The organism is Cyclobacterium plantarum, from assembly GCF_011290685.1.
Lineage (GTDB): Bacteria > Bacteroidota > Bacteroidia > Cytophagales > Cyclobacteriaceae > Cyclobacterium > Cyclobacterium plantarum.
In genome coordinates this window covers 311178-332431 of sequence record NZ_JAANYN010000006.1, presented here as the reverse complement: position 1 = coordinate 332431, position 21254 = coordinate 311178, and the positions used below count along the sequence as shown (strand labels likewise).

The window sequence follows — 21254 nt, the reverse complement described above, 5'->3', positions numbered from 1 at the left end:
AAATATTTTTTTAGTTATATTTAGTGAGCTCGATTAAAATTTATATTATTCCCCTCTTGAATAAAAAATTCTAACGATTTAGGGCTTTCTTAAAAATAAAAATGAAAAAAACCATCCTTTGGCGAAAAAAATTTTTTTCATATTTTTTACTAATTTCATTAATACTGGCTAATTTCTTATTAAAACATTCTGTTTTTTATTTAATATGAATAATTCAAGAATAAGAAATTTTTTTTCGAGAAAAAAAATGTGTATAAACTTCCACAAATTGTAGTCAAATGCCTCCTTGAAATATTTTTAAATAAAATAATTTGTTTTTTAAATACACATAAGCGTTTTTTGAATTTCGAGTCGATTAAGTTTGATGGAGATATTGTACTCTTTGGCACCTTGTCAAAGTGCAATGTGCTTCATTAAAACGAAGGTCTCAAAAATCATTATCAAACCATTTTGTACACATGAAGCACGTTTATTTGCTCAAGGCGCTCTGTTTTTTGCTGTTATTTTTTAACACCACAGGGACGCAATTTAATGTTGCCTATCCTGCCCATCCCGACACGGGAGAGGAGCCTGAAGATAGGATAGTTAAATCCGGAAATCTGGAGGCGATTGACCTCTTACCGGATATTCTTCATTTTCGGGAAGCGCCCTGCCCGGGCATCAGTCCCCTGGACTGTGAGCAGATCCAGCAGGAATTGCCGGTAAACCTTGATTTTTCCACAGATCAGGGCGGGCTTTCCGAATCGGGATTTACCATGGTACTGGAGCCAAGTGCTCCTCTCAGCACCCCATCCGATCCGGCTGTTCCAGGCTATGAGCCTGCACTGATCAGCAGGGATGGCAGCGGCCTGAGCATTACCAGTACCAAGGGGATTTTTTACAGCCAGCCTTCCGGTACTCCATCCAGCAACAATACCAATTCTCAGGTCAATGCCCTGGGTGCCGGATTGGAAGTCCCTGCCAGCAAGTTCAGCGTTTCCACTACCATGACCAATCCCGATTTTGGGGTAAGTGGAGGAACCAACTCCCAACAGGCGGGAATCTGGCTGGGCAAGGATGAAGACCATTATGTAAAACTGGTGGTGGTGAAAAACGGCACTCCTAATCAGCGGAAAATCCAGCTGCAGGTAGAGAACATGGACAATACCAGTACCATGACGGCATTTCTGGAAATCAATACACCCAACCTGAGCACCGATACCGGACCCATAAGCCTGAGGCTTGAGTTTGACCCTGTGTCCAATACGGTACAGGGTTTTTACCGTTTGGGAGCTGGAGAAGAAATTTTGGTTAGCTGGCCTGAAGGAGACATCCGGGAAGTTCCTGCATCCTACCTTTCCGGAGATACCTATGCAGGAATTTTTACCAGCCATAGAAATGCTGCTGCCAATGAGCCAATTACCGTGCTGTTTCAGGATTTTTCCATTGAAGCTGAGCCTGTGGTTGAGCCCGACCTGATCAGCATTCCTTACCGAATGAATGTGGCAGGATTTGATTATACCAAGGATGGCGATCTGTTTGTAGCAGAAAACACGGCTTTCCTGGTCGAAACTTTAGAAACCCAGGCTTCCCTGACTCAAATTGAAGAACCCTACCTTGTACCAGGAGGCCATATGGACCTGTATTTTCCACGCAGGTTTGGAGCAAACTTCAGCTACAACTTTCCCATAGCCAACGGAGACTATACCGTGCGTGTACACATGGTAGAGAATTACCAGGAGGCACCGGGGGCAAGGATTTTTGATATCATCATTGAGGGTGAAGTGGTGCAGGATGACCTGGATCTTTTTGCGCTTTACGGAAAAGGTGTGCTGGGAATTACCCAAAACAATGTAACGGTTACTGATGGAGAACTGAACATGCAGTTCCTTGCTTCAGCCAACAATGCCCTGATCCAGGCCATTGAAATTTTACCTTTGACTGCCAGTTCAGACAAAGACATATTCAATTTTACCCTGCCGGAGCAGGTAGAAGATGCAGTGATTGATCAGACAGCAGGAACAATTGAAGTTACCGTGGTATCCGGTACCGATCTGACTGCTTTGACACCTGCTTTTACCCTTTCTGATCTGGCCAGCTCCATACCGGCATCCGGAGAGGAGCAGGACTTTAGCTCAGCGCTGACCTACACGGTTACAGCGGAAGATGGCAGCCAGAAAGACTGGACTGTAACTGTCTCTGCTTTGCCGGCTGATTTTTCCTTTATAGAAAATTTTGATGGCTATGGTACCGGTAACCTGCATGAGATTGCACCCGGCCAATGGCTGAAAGAAAATGAGGGGGATGCCTCCATTCCGGTGCTGAATGAAGGGTTGACCCCCAATACCAGTCATTCCTTGGATTTTTCTCTGGGTAATCATGCCCATGACCTGATCCCTTTGACAGACAACCCTGTAAGCCTTACCCCCAATGTGCCTTTCTATTTTGCCACCTATTTCAACATCAGTGGTTTTGGTGCCGGTGCCGGGGACAGGATCCGGACGGCAATAAGAATAGACGAGGATTCGCCCGCTACCCCATGGGTCAGGCTGCAAATGGCCAAGGGAGGAAGTACAGGTCTGATTGCCCGTCTGGGGCTGGGTGGACCAGGTTCTGACAATGGTACTGCAGAAGTAGCATTTGATGAAACCATACAATTTTTGGTCAAAGGTGTCTGGGACGGTGGTTCCAACATTACCTACCAATGGACCATTGATCCTCAATTGACTGAGAGTGCCAATACCTGGACGAATGCAGGTGCGCAAACGGTATCGGGTACCCCAAAAATCGGCCGTTTGTTTATCAGTTCAGCATCTACCAACGATGCCAAAATCGGGCCGGTGCGCCTGAGTACGGATTATTCTGAGGTGGTGACCGAAGAAATTGAAGCAGAAACCCTGAGCGATGAGAAGTCCCTGCTGACTTTTACATTACTGGGAGATATAGGTGAAAGCACGATTGATGCGGCCAATTTTTCGGTGAATGTGGAAGTGCCTTTCGGCACGGATGTTACGGCACTGGCCCCTGAATTCACCTTTTCCGAAGGAGCAAGTTCTTTTCCTGAAAGCGGAACGTCGCAGGATTTCAGCAATCCGGTGCTTTACACGGTAACAGCAGCAGACGGCAGCGTTCAGGAATGGACGGTTACGGTAGAAGTAGCGGAGGGTTTTGCGGCCCGGATCAACTTCCAGGACCGAACGACCACACCTCCTACCGGCTACCTGGTAGATTACGGCAAGCAGTTTGGGAATGCCTCCCTTACTTTTGAAGAAACGGATTATGCCTACGGCTGGAAACTGAAAGCTGACGGAACTCCGATTGACGCTTCTGATGAGGCGGCCAATAACGGTCCTGGCGTGGGAAGAAACCGCATATCCGGAACCTATGCGTCCGCTACCGACCAGGAAAAACTGGAGGGTACACTGGTACATTTCCAGGGAGACAACATTATAAATGCAACTGGAGGCGTTCAGTCCTGGTCAGGACAGCCGAGAGGCAATGAACTGATCTGGGAAATGGAAGTTCCCAACGGAATCTATGAAGTGACCGTTGGCCTGGGCGATGCGGGCTCCGATTTGGACAGCCGCCACAGTGCCACAGTGGAAGGTTATACGGCCATAGCGGCCTTTGTGCCCGAGGAGGGAGAAACCAGGACCGGTACCATAACGGTTGAAGTGAACGACGGTCTTCTGACCATCACCGGCCTTGGCGGATACAATAGCAAAATCACCTACCTTGAAATAATGGCCAGCACGGGTACCGCTGCCAGTGGGCAGTTGAGTTTCGATCCTGCAGCAGTAAATAGCAGTCTGGAACCCGGATCCACAGGAGTGTTCAGCAGCACGCTTAGCGGAAGCGGAGCGGGCAACATCGGCCTGGTGATTGATGACAACGTCAATACGGAGAGCAAATTTATTACCGGCAGCAACGATTGGTTGACATTGCCGGAGGCAACGGCACCTGGTGCCATAGAATTTAATATGACTGCAGCCAGCCTAAACGAGGGTGATAGCAGAAACAATACCATTATTGCCACTGCGCAGGGATTTGCGCCGGCATTGCTGGAGGCAGGTCTTTCTGTTTCCACCAGCCTGAGTGATGAGAAGTCCCTGTTGACTTTTGCATTGCCGGGAGATATAGGGGAAAGCACGCTGGATGCGGCCAATTTTGCTGTGAATGTAGAAGTGCCATTTGGCACGGATGTAACGGCTCTTGCCCCTGAATTTACCCTTTCAGCAGGAGCGAGTTCTTCTCCTGAAAGCGGAGTGGCGCAGGATTTCAGCAATCCGGTAGTTTACACGGTAACGGCAGCAGACGGCAGTGTGCAGGAATGGACGGCTTCGGTAGAAGTAGCGGATCCATTACCCTGTTCTCCATGGAGTTTACTGGATTGTGATGGCATTCCCAAAGCCCTTACCTTGCGTCTGGAATTTGATGGCACTGAGGGAGGATTGCCGGATGCCAATGCAATAGGCACCGGATTCACCATGGTTGACCCGCATAGCGAAGACCGCCTGGCAGCCGATTTGCCGGTAACATATGAAAACGTAATTGGCTATGAGCCTTCAAAAATCAATATCAACGGGGGTAACCTTACCTTGACGGCCTCCAAAGGCATTGCCTATCTGAATCCAGGACAAAGTGCCAATACCAATACTCAGGTAAATAGTCTGGGAGTTGGTCTGACTGACCTGAGCCAGCCATTGGTGATTGAAACGCAATTGCTGAACATCAATACTGTGGGCACCTCGGCGCAGTCCGGAATATGGTTTGGCCTGGATGAAGATAATTTTGTCAAACTGAATGTCAATGCAGACAATGTGGAGATCCGAAGGGAAATCAATGCCTTGTCCGAGAACGGAGCCACCTCACCTGACCAGATTCAGGTCAATGATGTGGGTGTAGCCGGGCAGGATGTGACCCTGAGATTGGTCATCGATCCATCAGATATGAGCATCAAAGGTTATTATGCCATAGGAGCAGGAGCCTTTGTACAGCTAAGTAAGACCGGATTGGATGCCCTTGTGCTGCCACAGGAATACCTGGATGGAATCAGCGTAGGGGACAATGAAGGTACGGCCTTTGCAGGGATTTATGCTTCTTACAGGAATGGCAGTACACCTTTTGATACGGATTTTGCCTACTTCTCCGTGGAGCAGGTAAGTCCGGAATTGAGTCTGGGATTCTCTGTTTCACAATTGACTTTTGCGGGTGAGCAGGGTGCTGCCATTGCTCCACAGGTAGTCGATTTGATTTCCAGCTTTGGAACGCCCGATGTGGTGCTGTCTGATGATCCGGATTCCGGTGACTGGCTGATCCTTCCGGGAGACCCTAGTCTTGGATCGCTTCAATTTACCATCAAAGAAGATTTGCCTGTGGGTGTCTATTCCACCACGGTTATTGCAATCGACCAGCCTGATTTGGGCTATACCAATGCAGAAATGGAAGTGAGCCTTGAGATCACTGAAGCATCTGTTGATCCCGGTACACCTGATTTTGATTTGAACGTCAACTTCTCTGATCCGGAAACGGCAGCACCTTCAGGATACGTCCGGGATGCTGGGGATGCCTATGGGGATAGAGGCAGTGGCTTCAATTTTGGTTGGCTGGATGCGGCTGATGATTCTCCGGCAGATCTTACCCTGAACGGAAGGAACCGTGAAGTAGGAGGCGTGAGCGTTCTGGAAAACACCCTTTCTCACATGCAATACGGGAATGTTTCAGACAATGCCGCCAATGGATACCTTCCTGATGCCAAATGGGAAATTGAAGTACCGAATGGTACCTATAGCGTAACCGTAGGGGTAGGTGATCCAAACATAGATGGTTCGGTTGAAGATACCCCTTCACATTCTATCAATATAGAGGGGCTTAATGCCATTGATGGCTTTGTTCCTTCCGGAGCAGCCGGAGCTGCAACGCGCTTTACCAGCGCTACGCTGGTGGTGACCGTTTCGGATGGCCGCCTTACGCTTGACCCGGGCGATGGTTTCAATACCAAGATCAATTATGTACAAATCAGTTCCGCTAACAGCGGTGTTCAAACACCAAGGATTCTGGATGTAAACCCGGTGGATGGAGCAGTTAATGTTCCTGTTAACACCAGTGTTTCTGCCAACAACCTGTTCCTGCCCAATCCAAACGAGGATGGATTGACCAGTGTGGACAACAGCACAATTACCAACAGTACCGTAAAACTTTTCAAGCAGGGCATCAATACACCAATCGGAGCAAGTGTAAATGGTACCGGTGGAGGAGATGCCATTAATCTGGTGCCAAGCTTACCTTTGGAAGCGAATACCACTTATGTGTTTGAAGTAGACGGGGTAAAAGACCTTACCGGAGAAACCTTTGCGTTCTTTAGTTCTTCTTTCACGACAGGGGCAGGAGGAAGCACCGGACCAGTTACTGACCTGGACAATGTATCCTTCACCAAAGAAGGAGCAGTGGCGTCTGGTGCCAAGTACACTACCCTGACCATAGGTCCGGATGATAAATTGTACGGATTAACCATAGGAGGTGATATCCATCGCTGGACCATCAATGCTGATGGGACCCTTTCCGGCAAGCAAACCCTCAGTGGCTGGAAAAATGCTTACGGAGGAAGAACGGCTGTGGGACTTGAATTTGACCCCTCGGCAACAGCGGGAAATCTGATCGCCTATGTTTCGCACAACTCTGCCGGTTTGAGCAGTGCACCGGATTGGGACGGAAAACTTTCCCGACTGACCGGAGCGAATTTAGAAAATGAGGAATTGCTGGTGACCAACCTGCCCAGATCTCTGAGGGATCACCTCACCAATAGCATTGCCTTCAGACCCGGAGAACCAAACATGCTTTACTTCAACCAGGGAAGCAACAGTGCAGGAGGTGCTCCTGACGGTGCCTGGGGCAACAGGGAGGAAAGCCTGCTTTCAGCAGCAACGCTGAAACTGGACTTGAACAAGCTACCTGCCACGCTTCCACTGGATGCCATGACCAGCAGAAACCAGACGGCCATCAACAATGTAGATGTCAATTCTCCAACTCTGGATGGCATGTACAATCCCTATTATGTGGATGCACCCCTGACGCTGTTTGCTACGGGTGTGAGAAATGCCTATGATTTGGTTTGGCATTCCAATGGTCAGCTATATGTGCCAGCCAATGGTACCGCAGGAGGCAGCAATTCGCCTGCCTCGGTCAGCGGCACCAGAAGGCCTGATGGCAGCATTTACGATCATTCCGATCCTGATTTTCCTCCAATTCCTGCTGCCAACAACAACAATACGCAAAGGGATTGGCTGTTTAGAATGAATCCTTCTTCCGGATTAGGTTATTATGGCCATCCCAATCCTTTCCGCGGAGAGTTTGTTCTGAACCGTGGTGACGCAGATGTGGACAATTATAATGGTGTGGATCCGGATGCAAATTACCGGGGAGCTGCCTTTGATTTTGAATTCAACAAATCGCCAAACGGTGTCATCGAATACCGCAGCAATGCCGAAAATGGCAACCTGACGGGAACCCTTTTGGTTGTTAGATACAGTGGAGGAAGTGATATTATCGCCCTGGTACCTGACGGACCCAATGGAGATATTGCTACCGTTAAGGAAGGTATTCCCGGATTTACCGGATTTGGTGATCCACTGGACCTGATCGAAGATGTCAATACAGGAAATATCTATGTATCGGATTACGCCAGGAATGAAATTGTGTTGCTGAAGCCTGGTAACCAGGCTGCCCCTGCACCTTCCATTGCTGTCAGCAAGGAAGCTATCAGCGGGGATGCCATCACTTCAGGAGTTGATGAGTCTGTTTATTCAGAGGAAATTTTATTGTCTAACCTGGGCAATGCGCCGCTGGAGGGAATTACTGCTGAAATCAGCGGTACCCATAGCAATCAATTCTCTGTTTTGGGACTTCCTGCCACGGTGGCTACTCAGAACAGCTCTTCATTTACCATTACCTTTGACCCAACTACCAACGGACCAAAATTTGCCCAGCTTACCCTTTCAGGGAATGGTGCAGAACCGGTTCAGATCAGTTTGAGTGGATTGGGTAAAACAGGTAATGGAGGAAGTAATGAGCCTTCCCTGCAATGGATTCTGGATACCCAACTGGGTCAGGGACTGATCGATGTAGGAGATAACGATCCGGCCACCAACCTGATCAACCTGCCTGCCGGTCAGTCTTACAATAACCTGCTGGGCGATGAACTGGATATCCAGTTTTTCCAGCGGGCCACAGATGCCCCGGTAGAAATTGAGGTACTGGGCATATATGGTCCCGAGAACAACAATCCAATAGTAGGATTTGGTTGGTACAACAGTACGGATGGTGGTTCTACACAGGAACTTTTCACTGCACAGAATATCCTATCAGGAAATGGACAAACCTTGAATCCGGTAATCAACGGCACTACTTCCTTCGATCCGGGTACGGGAAGCTTTGGTTTTTACAACAGGTGGCCTTTCTTTGGCAACCGCTTCCTTTACAGTGAAGATGCCCTGAATACCTTTAGTGGGGCCATTCCTCACCATATCAGGGTCTATGCTTTACCGGGCGAGTCCAATGCTTATATTATTGCCACAGAAGAACATGTCAGTGGGTTTGATTATCAGGACATTGTGGTCATTGCCAGAAATGTAAGGCCATTTGATGGAGCTTCTACAGGATGCTCACCGATAAGCTTGCTGGATTGTGACGAGCTGGAAGTAGCTCTGCCATTTAGTCTGCAGTTTAGCGGAGACGAAGGTGGATTGGGCAACACCGGGTTTACCATGGTGGATAGTCCTTCTGCCCGTCTGGAAGCAGATGCACCTGTTTCCTATCCAAATGTACCGGGTTACGAGCCGGAAAGACTGGAGCTGAGCAACGGAAACCTTCTGATCAATGCCGCCAATGGTATTGCTTACAGGACGAACGGTACCACCAATACTACCAGCACTGATGTCAATTCCCAGATCAATACCCTGGGTGTTGGATTGGATGCCACAGGATATGGGAATTTCAGTATCCGGACTACCGTAGTCAATCCATTCAGCGATGGAACTGATAATTCAGAACAGGCAGGTATCTGGTTCGGATTGAACGAGGATAATTTTGTGAAACTGGTGGTTGCCAACGGGGGAAAACTGGAAATTCTGCGTGAAATCAACGGACTGGCGCCTGCGGATGCTGCAAACAATGTGCAGGCGACAAACGTTGCTGGAATTCACAGCAGTGCTGTCACCCTGCGCTTGTACGTAGACGTAGAAAATAATTTACTAACGGGCTATTACAGCCTCAATGGAGGTGCGGAAACAGAAATTGGTTACGTAGTTCTTCCTGCGGTATACCTCAATGGTAATCCAGCCCATAATGACCTGACTTTTGCCGGTGTTTTTGCCAGCAAAAGAAGGGAAGCAGTGGCAGAAGTAGAGTATACATTTACCGAATTCTCCGTAACTCCTGACCAGTTGCCGGACACGGATTTTGATCCGGTCAAGATCAACTTCTCCAGACCGATTGATGATATTCCTGCAGGATATATCAGAGATAGCGGTGCGGCTTATGGTGACCGTGGAGAAGGAAGGACCTATGGCTGGTTGACCACCAATGGGCTGACCGGACTTAACCTGACAGACAATACCCGTAACAGGGATCTGCCAGGTGTGGACCTCATTCAGAATACCATTATTCACCTGCAATACGGGGATGTGGGCGGCACAAACGGTGTCAATACAGAAGGTGTCTGGGAAATGGATGTACCGAATGGAACTTATGAAGTCACCATAGGGGTAGGTGATCCGCAATTGGACACCCAGGAAGGAACCACTCCATCCCATACCATCAATGTAGAGGGTGTGAATGCAGAAAGTGGTTTTGTACCTACAGGAGTTGATGGTGCGGCAAGCAGAATGACAAGTGCCACCGTTACGGTGAACGTGCTTGATGGAAGGTTGACCTTAGATGCACAGGGAGGTTTCAATACTAAAATCCATTCTCTGGAAATCGTTCAGACATCGGGTTCCGATATTCCGGTATTCACCAATGTGACACCTTCGAATAATGCAACCAACGTATCCCTGAATGACTTACAGGTGAATGTGGAAATTCTCACCCCTGATGGATACGAATTGGATAACAGTACCCTTGCCGGAAATGTCAATTTGTACGAATTGACCTTGGATGGGGAGGTATTGGTCCCAAGTAACTCCAACGATACGGGTGGAGGAGATGCCATTACTTTGACACCGACCGGAAACTGGAAAGAAAACACGACTTATATTTTCAGAATATCAGGAGTGGAAGCCAACCGTTCAGGGGATCTTTCTGACAGGCTGACCTTTGCAACTTTTGAATCCAGGTTTACCACTGGTACCCTGGCTGATCTGCCTGTTCCTGAAAGAGATCTGGAGGGTGTGGCCTTTACAGCTGTTCCCGGAGGAGTCGAACTGGGAGATGGAACAATAAACGAAAGGTTCTCCAGCCTGGTGATAGGTCCTGATGGTAAATTGTACGCCAGTACCGTTGGAAACTTCCAGGGAGATGGAGAGATCTTCAGATGGGATATGGAAGCAGATGGAACCTTAAGTAATCTGGAGGTATTGACTCCTGAGTTGACTGGTTCTCCGCATCCTGAAACCGGAATCAATGCCGGAGATGACAGGCTGATCATAGGATTGGCATTTGATCCGGCTTCCACTGCGGATAACCTGATCGCCTACGTGACCCATAGTGCAGCATCGCTGAGCAATGGTCCGGCATGGGATGGCAAACTTACCAGATTGTCGGGCCCGGATCTTTCCACTGTGCAAGACCTGGTTATTCACCTGCCCCGATCCACCAAAGATCACCTGACCAATAGCGTCACCTTTGATGGAGAAGGCATATTGTACATCGCTCAGGGAAGCAATTCAGCAGGAGGAGCTCCTGATCCGGCATGGAACAACCGTCCGGAGAGATTGCTTGCGGCCGCTGTACTGAAAGTAGACCTGGATAAATTACCGGCAAACTTGCCGCTAAGTGTGTACACTACCGATGATATTGCAGTGATCAATGCAGCTCCGGCAAACGGACTGTTGATGGGGGATGGATCGACCTATAACCCTTATTCCGCTGATTCTCCGGTGACCATATTTGCCACTGGTATCCGAAATGCATACGATTTGATCTGGCACTCCAATGGATGGCTATACGTACCCACCAACGGAACTGCCGGTAACAACAACAATTCGCCGAATTCTCCATCAACAGCCGACTACCCGCTGGCCAGGAGAATTGATGGGCTGACCAGTATTCCTTTTGCACCTGCACTTACGGGCGGTGAAACCCAGAAGGACTGGTTGTTCAAAACCCAGGGAGGAAGTTATCACGGACACCCCAATCCATACAGGGGAGAGTTTATTTTGAATCATGGCGGCTTGCCATACAGTGGTGTGCCCGGTCAGGAAACTGAACCGTACAGGGATGTGTCCAAATACCCAACCACTTTGGGTCCGGATCCAAACTACAGAACCCCTGCCTACGATTTTGGAAACAACAAGTCTCCAAACGGAGTAATTGAATACAAGAGTGATGCCTTTGAAGGCAAGTTGCAGGGATTGTTGATGGTGGTAAGGTTTAGCGGTCAGGATGATATCTTCGTTATGGAGCCGAACAACAATGGCAACATCGGCGAAGTATACAACCAAATACCTGGTTTGGGCGGATTTGATGATCCTTTGGATTTGGTAGAAGACCCCAAAACAGGAAACATCTATATTTCCGAATATGACAGGGATAACAATGGTATTCCAAGGCTTACCTTATTGCGGGCGGCAATTCCGGCCACTTTGAAACCGGAATTGGTTGCAGAACCTGACGAGCTGTTGTTTGAAACCACCAATAATACTGAGGGTGATCAGTCTCAAAGCAAGTCTGTGCTTCTGACAAATGAAGGCAACGAAAGTCTGACCATTACAGGGGTAGCGGTAGCAGGAGCATTTGCAGATCAGTACGATCTGGTGACACCAGCCGGCAGCATCACGCTGGAACCGGGAGAGGATGTCACCTATACTGTGACCTATGCTCCGGATCTCAATAACAGTAACCTGGGCTACCAGGAAGCGGTATTGGAAATCGCTACCGATAATCCCGATCAACCTATATTTGAAGTTGGCCTGCATGCCCTGAAGAAAACAGGATATGAAGGTGGAAATGAACCTCCTTTGCAGGATGTGGTGGATGCTTTGGGAATAGGCATCGATGTGGGATGGACCAGTCTGTCCGATGGTACACAAGCTGTATTGAAAGGAGAGGAAGTGCTGGTGCAGCAATGGGTGAAGGCCGGCCCCGGTCAGGTGAATATTACCCCTGTGGGCAGGTATTCTCCAAACGAAGGCATACCTTTTGGCTGGTACACCAGAGATGAGGAGATTACATTGAACGAAGTAGGTGTGATGTCCGGTGTATTTGGGCAACACCAAACCCTCTATCCGGATATTTCGGATGGAACGGATAACTTTGACCCTCAGGGAGCGGTATTCGGAGTGTATGTTACTTCAAATGTATTTGGCAGAACCAATTATACTGAGGATGACATTAACACCGAAGGGGTTGCCAGAAGGGTTAGAACCTACCCTGTTAAAGACAGGGAAGGCAACCTGGTGGAAAACAGCTACCTGATCACCTTTGAGGATGCTTCAAACGGAGATTATCAGGATTACATGTTTGTCATAGACAATGTCATTCCTTTTGAAGACGGGACTTTGAGGTTGAATTTTGATCCGGAAGTGTTGAGTCTGAACGGCACGATAAATGACAGTGATCCAATCACACAGGAAATTACCTTGAATGCTAATGGTGGATTGACTGCCGGAGAAGTAAATTTGAGCAGTTCAGATCCAAGACTCACTTTGCCAGAGACATTCGAATTGGGTACACCATTTGAAATTAGCTTCGACAAGGCTGGTCTGGCCATAGGAAATTATACTGTCGAGCTTACAGCAGATGCTCCTAATTATGTAGCCGCTGTACTGGAATTGAGGGTGAATATTACCCAGGAAGCTGTATATGTATATCAGTTTAATTTCCAGACACCGGAGCAGGTTTCCGAATCCCCTGAGGGATATATCGATGATCTGGGGGCTCCTTATGGATTGCAGACCACCGATTTGGGACAATTGAACTTTGGATGGGTGCTTCCAAATACGGAGACGCCGGCAGACGCCAGTGCTAATGGCAGAAACCGAAATACGGTAGCCAATGAGGAACCCTTATTGAATACCTTTACCATCATTGGTCATAGAACAGCAGCTACCTATCCTCAAAGGGATTGGGTGGTGGATCTTCCCAATGGTCTGTACAATGTGAATATCAGTGTAGGTGATCCGGATTTTACGGACAGTTACCATGCACTGGATGTTAACGGTACCCGGGTGGTCGATTTCAATCAGGAAGCCAGTAATCCGGATAATCTCCTGTTCTTCGAAAATACCAAAATGGTGGAAGTTACTGATGGTAAACTTAGGTTGAGCCTGGCTCCTGAAGGTGTTAATGCCAAGCCTAATTATATTCGGATAGCACCTATCAATACGGCGGCGCTGCCACCGACATTGAGTACGGTATTCGAAGGACTTGAAGCTGAAGAAGGCGTTTACAGGGGGCCTGTGTCCATTGCTGTATCTGCTGCTGACCAGAGCGAAAGCGGAGAAATCGTTAGCCTGCAGTACAGCATCAACGGTGGATCATTTGAGAATTATACCTCAGCCTTTGTTCTAAGCGATGCCGGAGATTACCAGTTATTGGTAGAAGCCGAGGATGGCAATGGCAATGTGACTTCCAGAAATTATTCCTTTAGCATAGAGGAACCCTCCGGGGCACTGGTCGAAATTGAAAACATGACCAAGGTTCCGGGCACAGACAGGGGCTTCCCTGCAGAGAATTACTTCACCTTCTACAAGATTAACAATACCGGTTCTACGGGTGCCAGGTTCCATGACGGCAATGTGATGAGACTTAACAATACGGGAACTGAGCCATTGGTGATCGAGGAGATCAATATTTCGGATGAAAACCGTTTCATCTACAATATTGTACCGCAGGGAATTGAATCTACTACACTGCCTTTGGTTATCCAGCCAGGCGAATCCAGAGATTTGTCCTTGACATTTATCGGAGTGAATGGCAACAATACAATCCTGATGAAAGAGAGTATAGAAATTGTCAGCAATGCCGATAATGGGATCAAGGCCATGGCAACACTGCATGGCGGATATGTACCGGTACCTGAAGGTGGAAAAGAGATTGATGCCCAGCAGGTCTTTGATGCCTTTGGCTTCAAAACCAGCATGCTGAGTATCGTCAATGACGATGGCACCATTGATCCGCCAAATACCATTACTTACCGGCCAAGTTCAAATTATCCTGATCCGGCAAACATTGATGCCGGTTATGAAGGAGACATGATCCTGTCCGATAATTTTGTACAGGCAGATCCAACCAAACCGGTGATCGGCATACAATTGTCGGCCCTTCATGGGGGACCGTCCAGCAATGGATCTCGTTTGGTGGAAGTTGATGGCACTGGAACTGTAGGTGGAATAAGTTTTAGCCACCAGGGAAATTGGTACCAGACCTTGCTGCCAAAAGCCAATGATAATGAAACCGTTAACTTCGATGTGGCCAATAGTATCAATCAGGCCTTCCGAATTTCCGTTTCCGGTTACCTCTCTAGTGGAGGCAATAATGTCAATGGTGATCGGCCGGATTTATTGGGGCTGAGAATTTACAAGGCGATTGACAGTGATGGAAACATCATACCCAATGAATACATCGTGCTTCAGGATTTTGTGCAGAATGGTTGCGGGGCAGGATCAGCCAATTGCGACTGGAACGACAATACCTTCTACTACATCAACATCAGGCCGGAAGCTGTACCTACAGCCGAAGCCATTGAGGATTATCTGGTAGATATTGGAGATACCTTCAGCACCGATCTTTCAGGCTCCTTTGATAAGGGCTATCCCGGCAACAAACTGCAATACACAGCTACACTAGCTGGCGGAACTTCTTTGCCAGGCTGGTTAAGCATAAATAATGAAGGGGTGTTGTCAGGAACAGTTCCAGAAGATGAAGAAAACAATTACGATCTGGTAATCACTGCTACAGACCTTAATGGTTTGACAGCAGACGCAACCATGAGCTTGCTAATTAATAAGGCTCCGGTGGTGGTATTGGACGCAGATGTTACGGAGGGAAGGGTGCCACTTACTGTCGCGTTCAGTAGTGAGAATTCTTCAGATGAAGGCGAGATCGTCAGTTATGCCTGGGACTTTGGAGATGGAAACAATTCCACAGCTCCAAATCCAACATATACTTACAACAATATAGGTGAGTTTGACGTGGTACTTACACTTACTGATGACAGCGGTCTTGAAAGTTCAGCTACTGTGCAGATAAAAGTAGTGGATTTGGAAGAGCCGATAGCTGTCGCAACTGCAGATGTGCAGCAGGGAATTGCTCCGTTGACAGTTCAGTTTGATGGCAGTGAGTCGGAAGCCAATGGCAGTATAGTATCCTATGCCTGGGATTTTGATGATGAAGCCACTGCTACGATGGTAAGTCCTGTCCATACCTTTAATAACCCCGGTACTTACACGGTAAGTTTGACGGTGATTGATGATACCGGAGAAAGTGCGCAAACCTCCCTGGTAATCGAAGTGCAGGAGAACCTTCCACCGGTAGCTATACCGGATGCGAGTGTGACCACGGGGAATGCGCCGCTTACAGTAGCTTTTAATGGTGATGGTAGCAGTGATGATCAGGGTGAAGTGACTTACCTGTGGGATTTTGGAAACGGTGATACTTCTACCGAAGCGAATCCTGACTATACCTTTACCCAGACAGGAACCTATAATGTAACCCTGACCGTAACGGATGCAAATGGAAACGAAGATGTTCAGCAGATTCAGGTCGTGGTTACTGATCCTGGCCTGCAGCCTTCTCTGGAAATCAGGGTGAATGCCGGTGGTCCGGAAGTGACTTTTGAGGGGAATGTGTTTGCTGCTGATAATTATTTTGAAGGTGGAAAAACCTATTCCAATGCCAGTGCTACTGTACCTGCATTGTACCAGACCGAGCGCAGCTCAACACCGAAAGTATTCGGCTACAATGTACCAGTGGCCAATGGTACCTATGAGGTCACCCTGCATTTTGCAGAGATCTTTCATGGCGCTACCGGAGGCGGTGGCACTGGAACAGCAGGTCAGCGGGTCTTTGACGTGAGCATTGAGGGGGAACTGCTTCTGGATAATTATGACATCAATGCAGCTGTTGGACCTCAAACACCCACTACGCAAACTTTTGAAGTGGAGGTTACTGATGGGGAATTGAACATGGATTTCTCTGCGCTTTCGGCAGATGGAGGAACAGATCAACCCAAATTGTCTGCTTTTGAAATCATAAGTGTGGCTGAAGAGCCGGTTGTACCTGACTTTTCGCTATACCTGAATACGGGTGGAACAGCGGATGTGAGTTATGAGGGTAAAACTTTTGTGGGAGATGTAAATCTACCCCCTTATTATGATACCGATCATACTTACACCAATGTAGCTGCCAGTCCGGATGTGCTATTCCAGACGGAACGAGGTTCAGGAGCCAATCTGGCACCGGTTACTTTAAGTATAGCAGTGCCAAATGGTACTTATACCGTGAGCACTTACCACAATGAATTGTATTTTGGTAAAGTCGTTGGTGGAGGCGCCGGAAGCAGGGTGTTTGATGTGTTGATGGAAGGTCAGCTTGTAAAAGATGATTTGGACTTCTTCCTGGAATCAGGAAATGAACCACTTAAATTGACTTTCACCAATATTGAAGTTTCGGATGGTTTACTGGATATTACGCTTGATCCAAGTGCCAATCGGCCAAGTATTTCTGGTATCGCCATAGTAGGTGCTACATCGGCCAATGAACCCCCTGTAGCTGTGGCAGAAGCAGATGTAACTGAGGGAATCGCCCCATTGACGGTCAACTTTACCGGAGATAACAGCAGCGATGCAGAGGGCGATGTGAGCTATGCATGGGACTTTGGAACGGGAATTTCTTCCACGGAAGCTAATCCGACTTACACCTTCGAATCTGCGGGAGACTTTGAAGTGACATTGACGGTAACTGACGAACTTGGAGCTACCAACACAGCTACGCTGAACATTGCGGTGGCAGCCAATGAATTGCCTGTAGCTGTGGCCTCCGCAGATGTGACCGAAGGATTCGCTCCATTGACCGTAAACTTTACCGGAGATGAGAGTAGTGATGCAGAAGGCGAAGTGAGTTATGCGTGGGATTTTGGAACGGGAATTTCTTCCACGGAAGCTAATCCGACTTACACTTTCGAATCTGCGGGAGATTTTGAAGTCACCCTGACGGTGACGGACGATCTTGGAGCTACTAATACTGCCACACTGAACATTGCAGTGGCAGTCAATGAGGCGCCTGTAGCCGTAGCTTCGTCAGATGTGACCGAAGGCTTTGCTCCATTGACCGTAAACTTTACCGGAGATGAGAGTAGTGATGCAGAAGGCGAAGTGAGCTATGTCTGGGATTTTGGAACCGGAATATCTTCCACTCAAGCTAATCCTATTTATACCTTTGCCGATCCGGGAGATTTTGAAGTGACATTGACCGTAACCGATGAACTGGGTGCTGTAAACACGACCACACTGAATATTTCGGTGGTAACGAATGAGCCTCCGGTAGCGGTAGCGTCGGCAGATGTAACTGAAGGATCCACGCCTTTGACCGTAAACTTTACTGGAGATGAGAGCAGTGATGCAGAAGGAGAAGTGAGCTATGCCTGGGATTTCGGAACCGGAATCACCTCAACGGCGGCCAATCCGACCTATACCTTCGAATCGGCAGGCGAGTATCAGGTAACTCTGACCGTAACGGATGAATTGGGTGAAACGAATACGGCTACATTAACCATAAGTGTGGTCGCCAATCAGCCACCAGTCGCTGTTGCAGCTGCGAATGTAACCTCAGGAAGTTTGCCGTTGACGGTGAACTTTACGGGGGATGGAAGCAGTGATCAGGAAGGATCGCTTACTTACCTGTGGAATTTTGGCAATGGATTTATTTCCACCCAACCAAATCCGACTTTTACTTTCAATCAGGAAGGAACCTATTTGGTGAGCCTGACAGTAACGGATGCCCTTGGACTGGAAGATTCTGATGAAATACAAATAACTGTTGGTTCAGTAGTGGTCAACCCTGATGATCCACAGTTTGAACTGAGGGTGAATGCAGGAGGACCAGCATTGACTTATGAAGGCAGGGATTTTGTGGCCGACACTTATTTCATCGGCGGCAAGTCCTACACCAATAGCAATGCGGAAGTGCCAGCCCTGTATCAGACAGAGCGGAGTTCTTCTCCAAAGGTATTTGACTATGCGGTACCTGTACCGAATGGTACTTACCAGGTGACGCTTCATTTTGCAGAGATTTACTGGGGAGCCACTGGAGGTGCGCCTCAGGGAGCCGGTAAGCGGGTATTTGATGTGGGAATAGAAGGAGAGTTGGTACTGGATAATCTCAATATCAATGAGGAAGCAGGATCACAGACCGCATTAACGAAAACCTTTGAAGTGGAAGTGACCGACGGAGAGTTAAATATGAACTTCACATCTCTGGCTTCGGTAGGCGGATCGGATCAGCCCAAACTGTCTGCTTTTGAAATCATAGGAGAGAAGCAGAATGAAGCCCCGGTAGCTGTTGCATCGGCATCAGCCAATTCAGGAACAGCTCCGCTGACAGTGAATTTCACTGGAGATGCGAGCAGTGATCCTGAGGGACCTGTCACCTATCAGTGGGACTTTGGCACGGGAGATACCTCCACAGCTGCCAATCCGGTTTACACCTTTACCAGTGCGGGCATTTATGAAGTAAGCCTCACGGTGACCGATGAAGAGGGACTTACCGATATGGCGGTTGTCGGCATTGAAGTAGAGGAGCCAGTGGTAGTCATCCCTGATGATCCGGAATTTGAACTGAGGGTAAATGCGGGAGGGCCAGCATTGACTTATGAAGGCAGGGATTTTGTGGCCGACACTTATTTTATCGGCGGCAAGTCTTACACCAATAGCAATGCGGAAGTGCCAGCCCTGTATCAGACAGAGCGGAGTTCTTCTCCAAAGGTATTCGACTATGTGGTACCTGTACCGAACGGTACTTACCAGGTGACGCTTCATTTTGCAGAGATTTACTGGGGAGCCACTGGAGGTGCGCCTCAGGGAGCCGGTAAGCGGGTATTTGATGTGGGAATAGAAGGAGAGTTGGTACTGGATAATCTCAATATCAATGAGGAAGCAGGATCACAGACCGCATTAACGAAAACCTTTGAAGTGGAAGTGACCGACGGAGAATTAAATATGAACTTCTCATCTCTGACTTCTGTAGGCGGATCGGATCAGCCCAAACTGTCTGCTTTTGAAATCATAAGAGAGAAGCAGAATGAAGCTCCGGTAGCTGTTGCATCGGCATCCGCCAGTTCAGGAACAGCTCCGCTGACAGTGAATTTCACTGGAGATGCGAGCAGTGATCCTGAGGGACCTGTCACCTATCAGTGGGACTTTGGCACGGGAGATACCTCCACAGCTGCCAATCCGGTTTACACCTTTACCAGTGCGGGCATTTATGAAGTAAGCCTCACGGTGACCGATGAAGAGGGACTTACCGATATGGCGGTTGTCGGCGTTGAAGTAGAGGAGCCAGTGGTAGTTATCCCTGATGACCCGGAATTTGAACTGAGGGTAAATGCGGGAGGACCAGCATTGACTTATGAAGGCAGGGATTTTGTGGCCGACACTTATTTCATCGGCGGACAGACCTATTCCAATAGCAATGCGGAAGTGCCAGCCCTGTATCAGACCGAACGGAGTTCTCCAATGAAGGTATTTGATTATGCTGTTCCTTTACCGAATGGCACTTACCAGGTAACCCTGCACTTTGCAGAGATTTATTGGGGAGCGAATGCAGGAGGAACTGGAGGTACCGGTAAGCGGATATTTGATGTGAACATTGAAAACGACATGGTATTAAACGACCTGGATCTCAATGCTGAAGTTGGTGCTCAAACGATATTGGCCGAAACCTTTGAAGTTACAGTGACTGATGGGGAGCTCAACATGAATTTCTCCTCTTTGGATGGTGTAAACCAACCAAAACTGTCAGCCTTTGAAATTACAGGTCAGCAAATCCAACCTGATTTCACCTTGTACCTGAATACGGGTAGTGCAGATGATGTGAGTTTTGAGGGTAAAACCTTTATTGGAGATGTTAATCTTCCAGTGTACTATGATTCTGACCACACCTATACAAATTCAGCTGCAAGTGAAGAACCTCTTTATCAAACAGAGAGAGGTCCTGATGATGGATTGAAACCATTGGGCTTGGCAATTGAGGTGCCGGATGGGGTTTATACTGTAAGTACTTATCACAATGAACTGTTCTTTGAAGGTGGTGCAGGAAACAGGGTGTTTGATATCTTAATCGAAGGAGTTTTGGTGAAAGATGATATGGACCTATTCCTTGAATCAGGAAATGAACCTGTCAAGTTTACCTTCGAAGACGTCGTGGTTAGCGACGGAGAGATGAATATCGATTTCCCTGTCAGTGCCAACAGGCCAACTATTTCCGGAATAGCTATAGAAGGATTTAGTACTGAAGGAGCAAGGATAAAAACAAGCAGTACCCCAATGCTGGTGGCTAGTCCTATGGAAGGAGATGGGCCTTTATTGGTAAGCTTCTCCGGAGACCTCCTGGGAACAGCTGATCCTGAACTTAGTTACTTCTGGGACTTTGGGGATGGCAACGCTTCCAAGGAAAAGAATCCTAAGCATACCTTTGAGCAGGCAGGAGCGTATGAAGTCAAAGTGCGAATCAGTAAATATGGTATTCCATTACTTACTGAAACCATTTCGATTTCGGTTTGGGATGAGGGAATCAATCCTGATTCTGAAGAAGCTGCTGAAAGGCTGTTGCACATTAGCATGTATCCTAATCCGGCATCTAACTTTGTAACCCTTAGCATTGATCATGAAACAGAGCGAATAGCAGAAGTGAGGATCTTTGACCTGAGGGGTAGGCTGGTGAACATTTACGAGCCTGCAGATGAAGTCAGCAGTAACGCATTTGAGATACCTGTAAATGATCTGGCTGCTGGCGTGTACTTTGTAAGTACTGTCACCCAAACCGGAGCCAGAGACATGCAAAGGTTGATTGTGGTGCATTAGTGCTTGATTACCCGATTAGATTGAATAAGGGGGATCCTAAAA

The 21254-nt window shown here is 48.0% G+C and carries 1 protein-coding gene; it reads left to right on the top strand.

Translation table 11 applies throughout. The annotated features are described in order from the left end of the window. Positions 1 to 458: 458 nt before the first annotated feature. Complete coding sequence (locus G9Q97_RS25050) at positions 459 to 21212, top strand: PKD domain-containing protein (RefSeq protein ID WP_166148475.1); 20754 nt, start codon at positions 459 to 461, stop codon at positions 21210 to 21212. Positions 21213 to 21254 lie beyond the last annotated feature (42 nt).

Excerpts from the sequence above, each read along its gene's own strand:
- G9Q97_RS25050 (WP_166148475.1), top strand. The coding sequence starts at position 459 with ATGAAGCACGTTTATTTGCTCAAGGCGCTCTGTTTTTTGCTGTTATTT.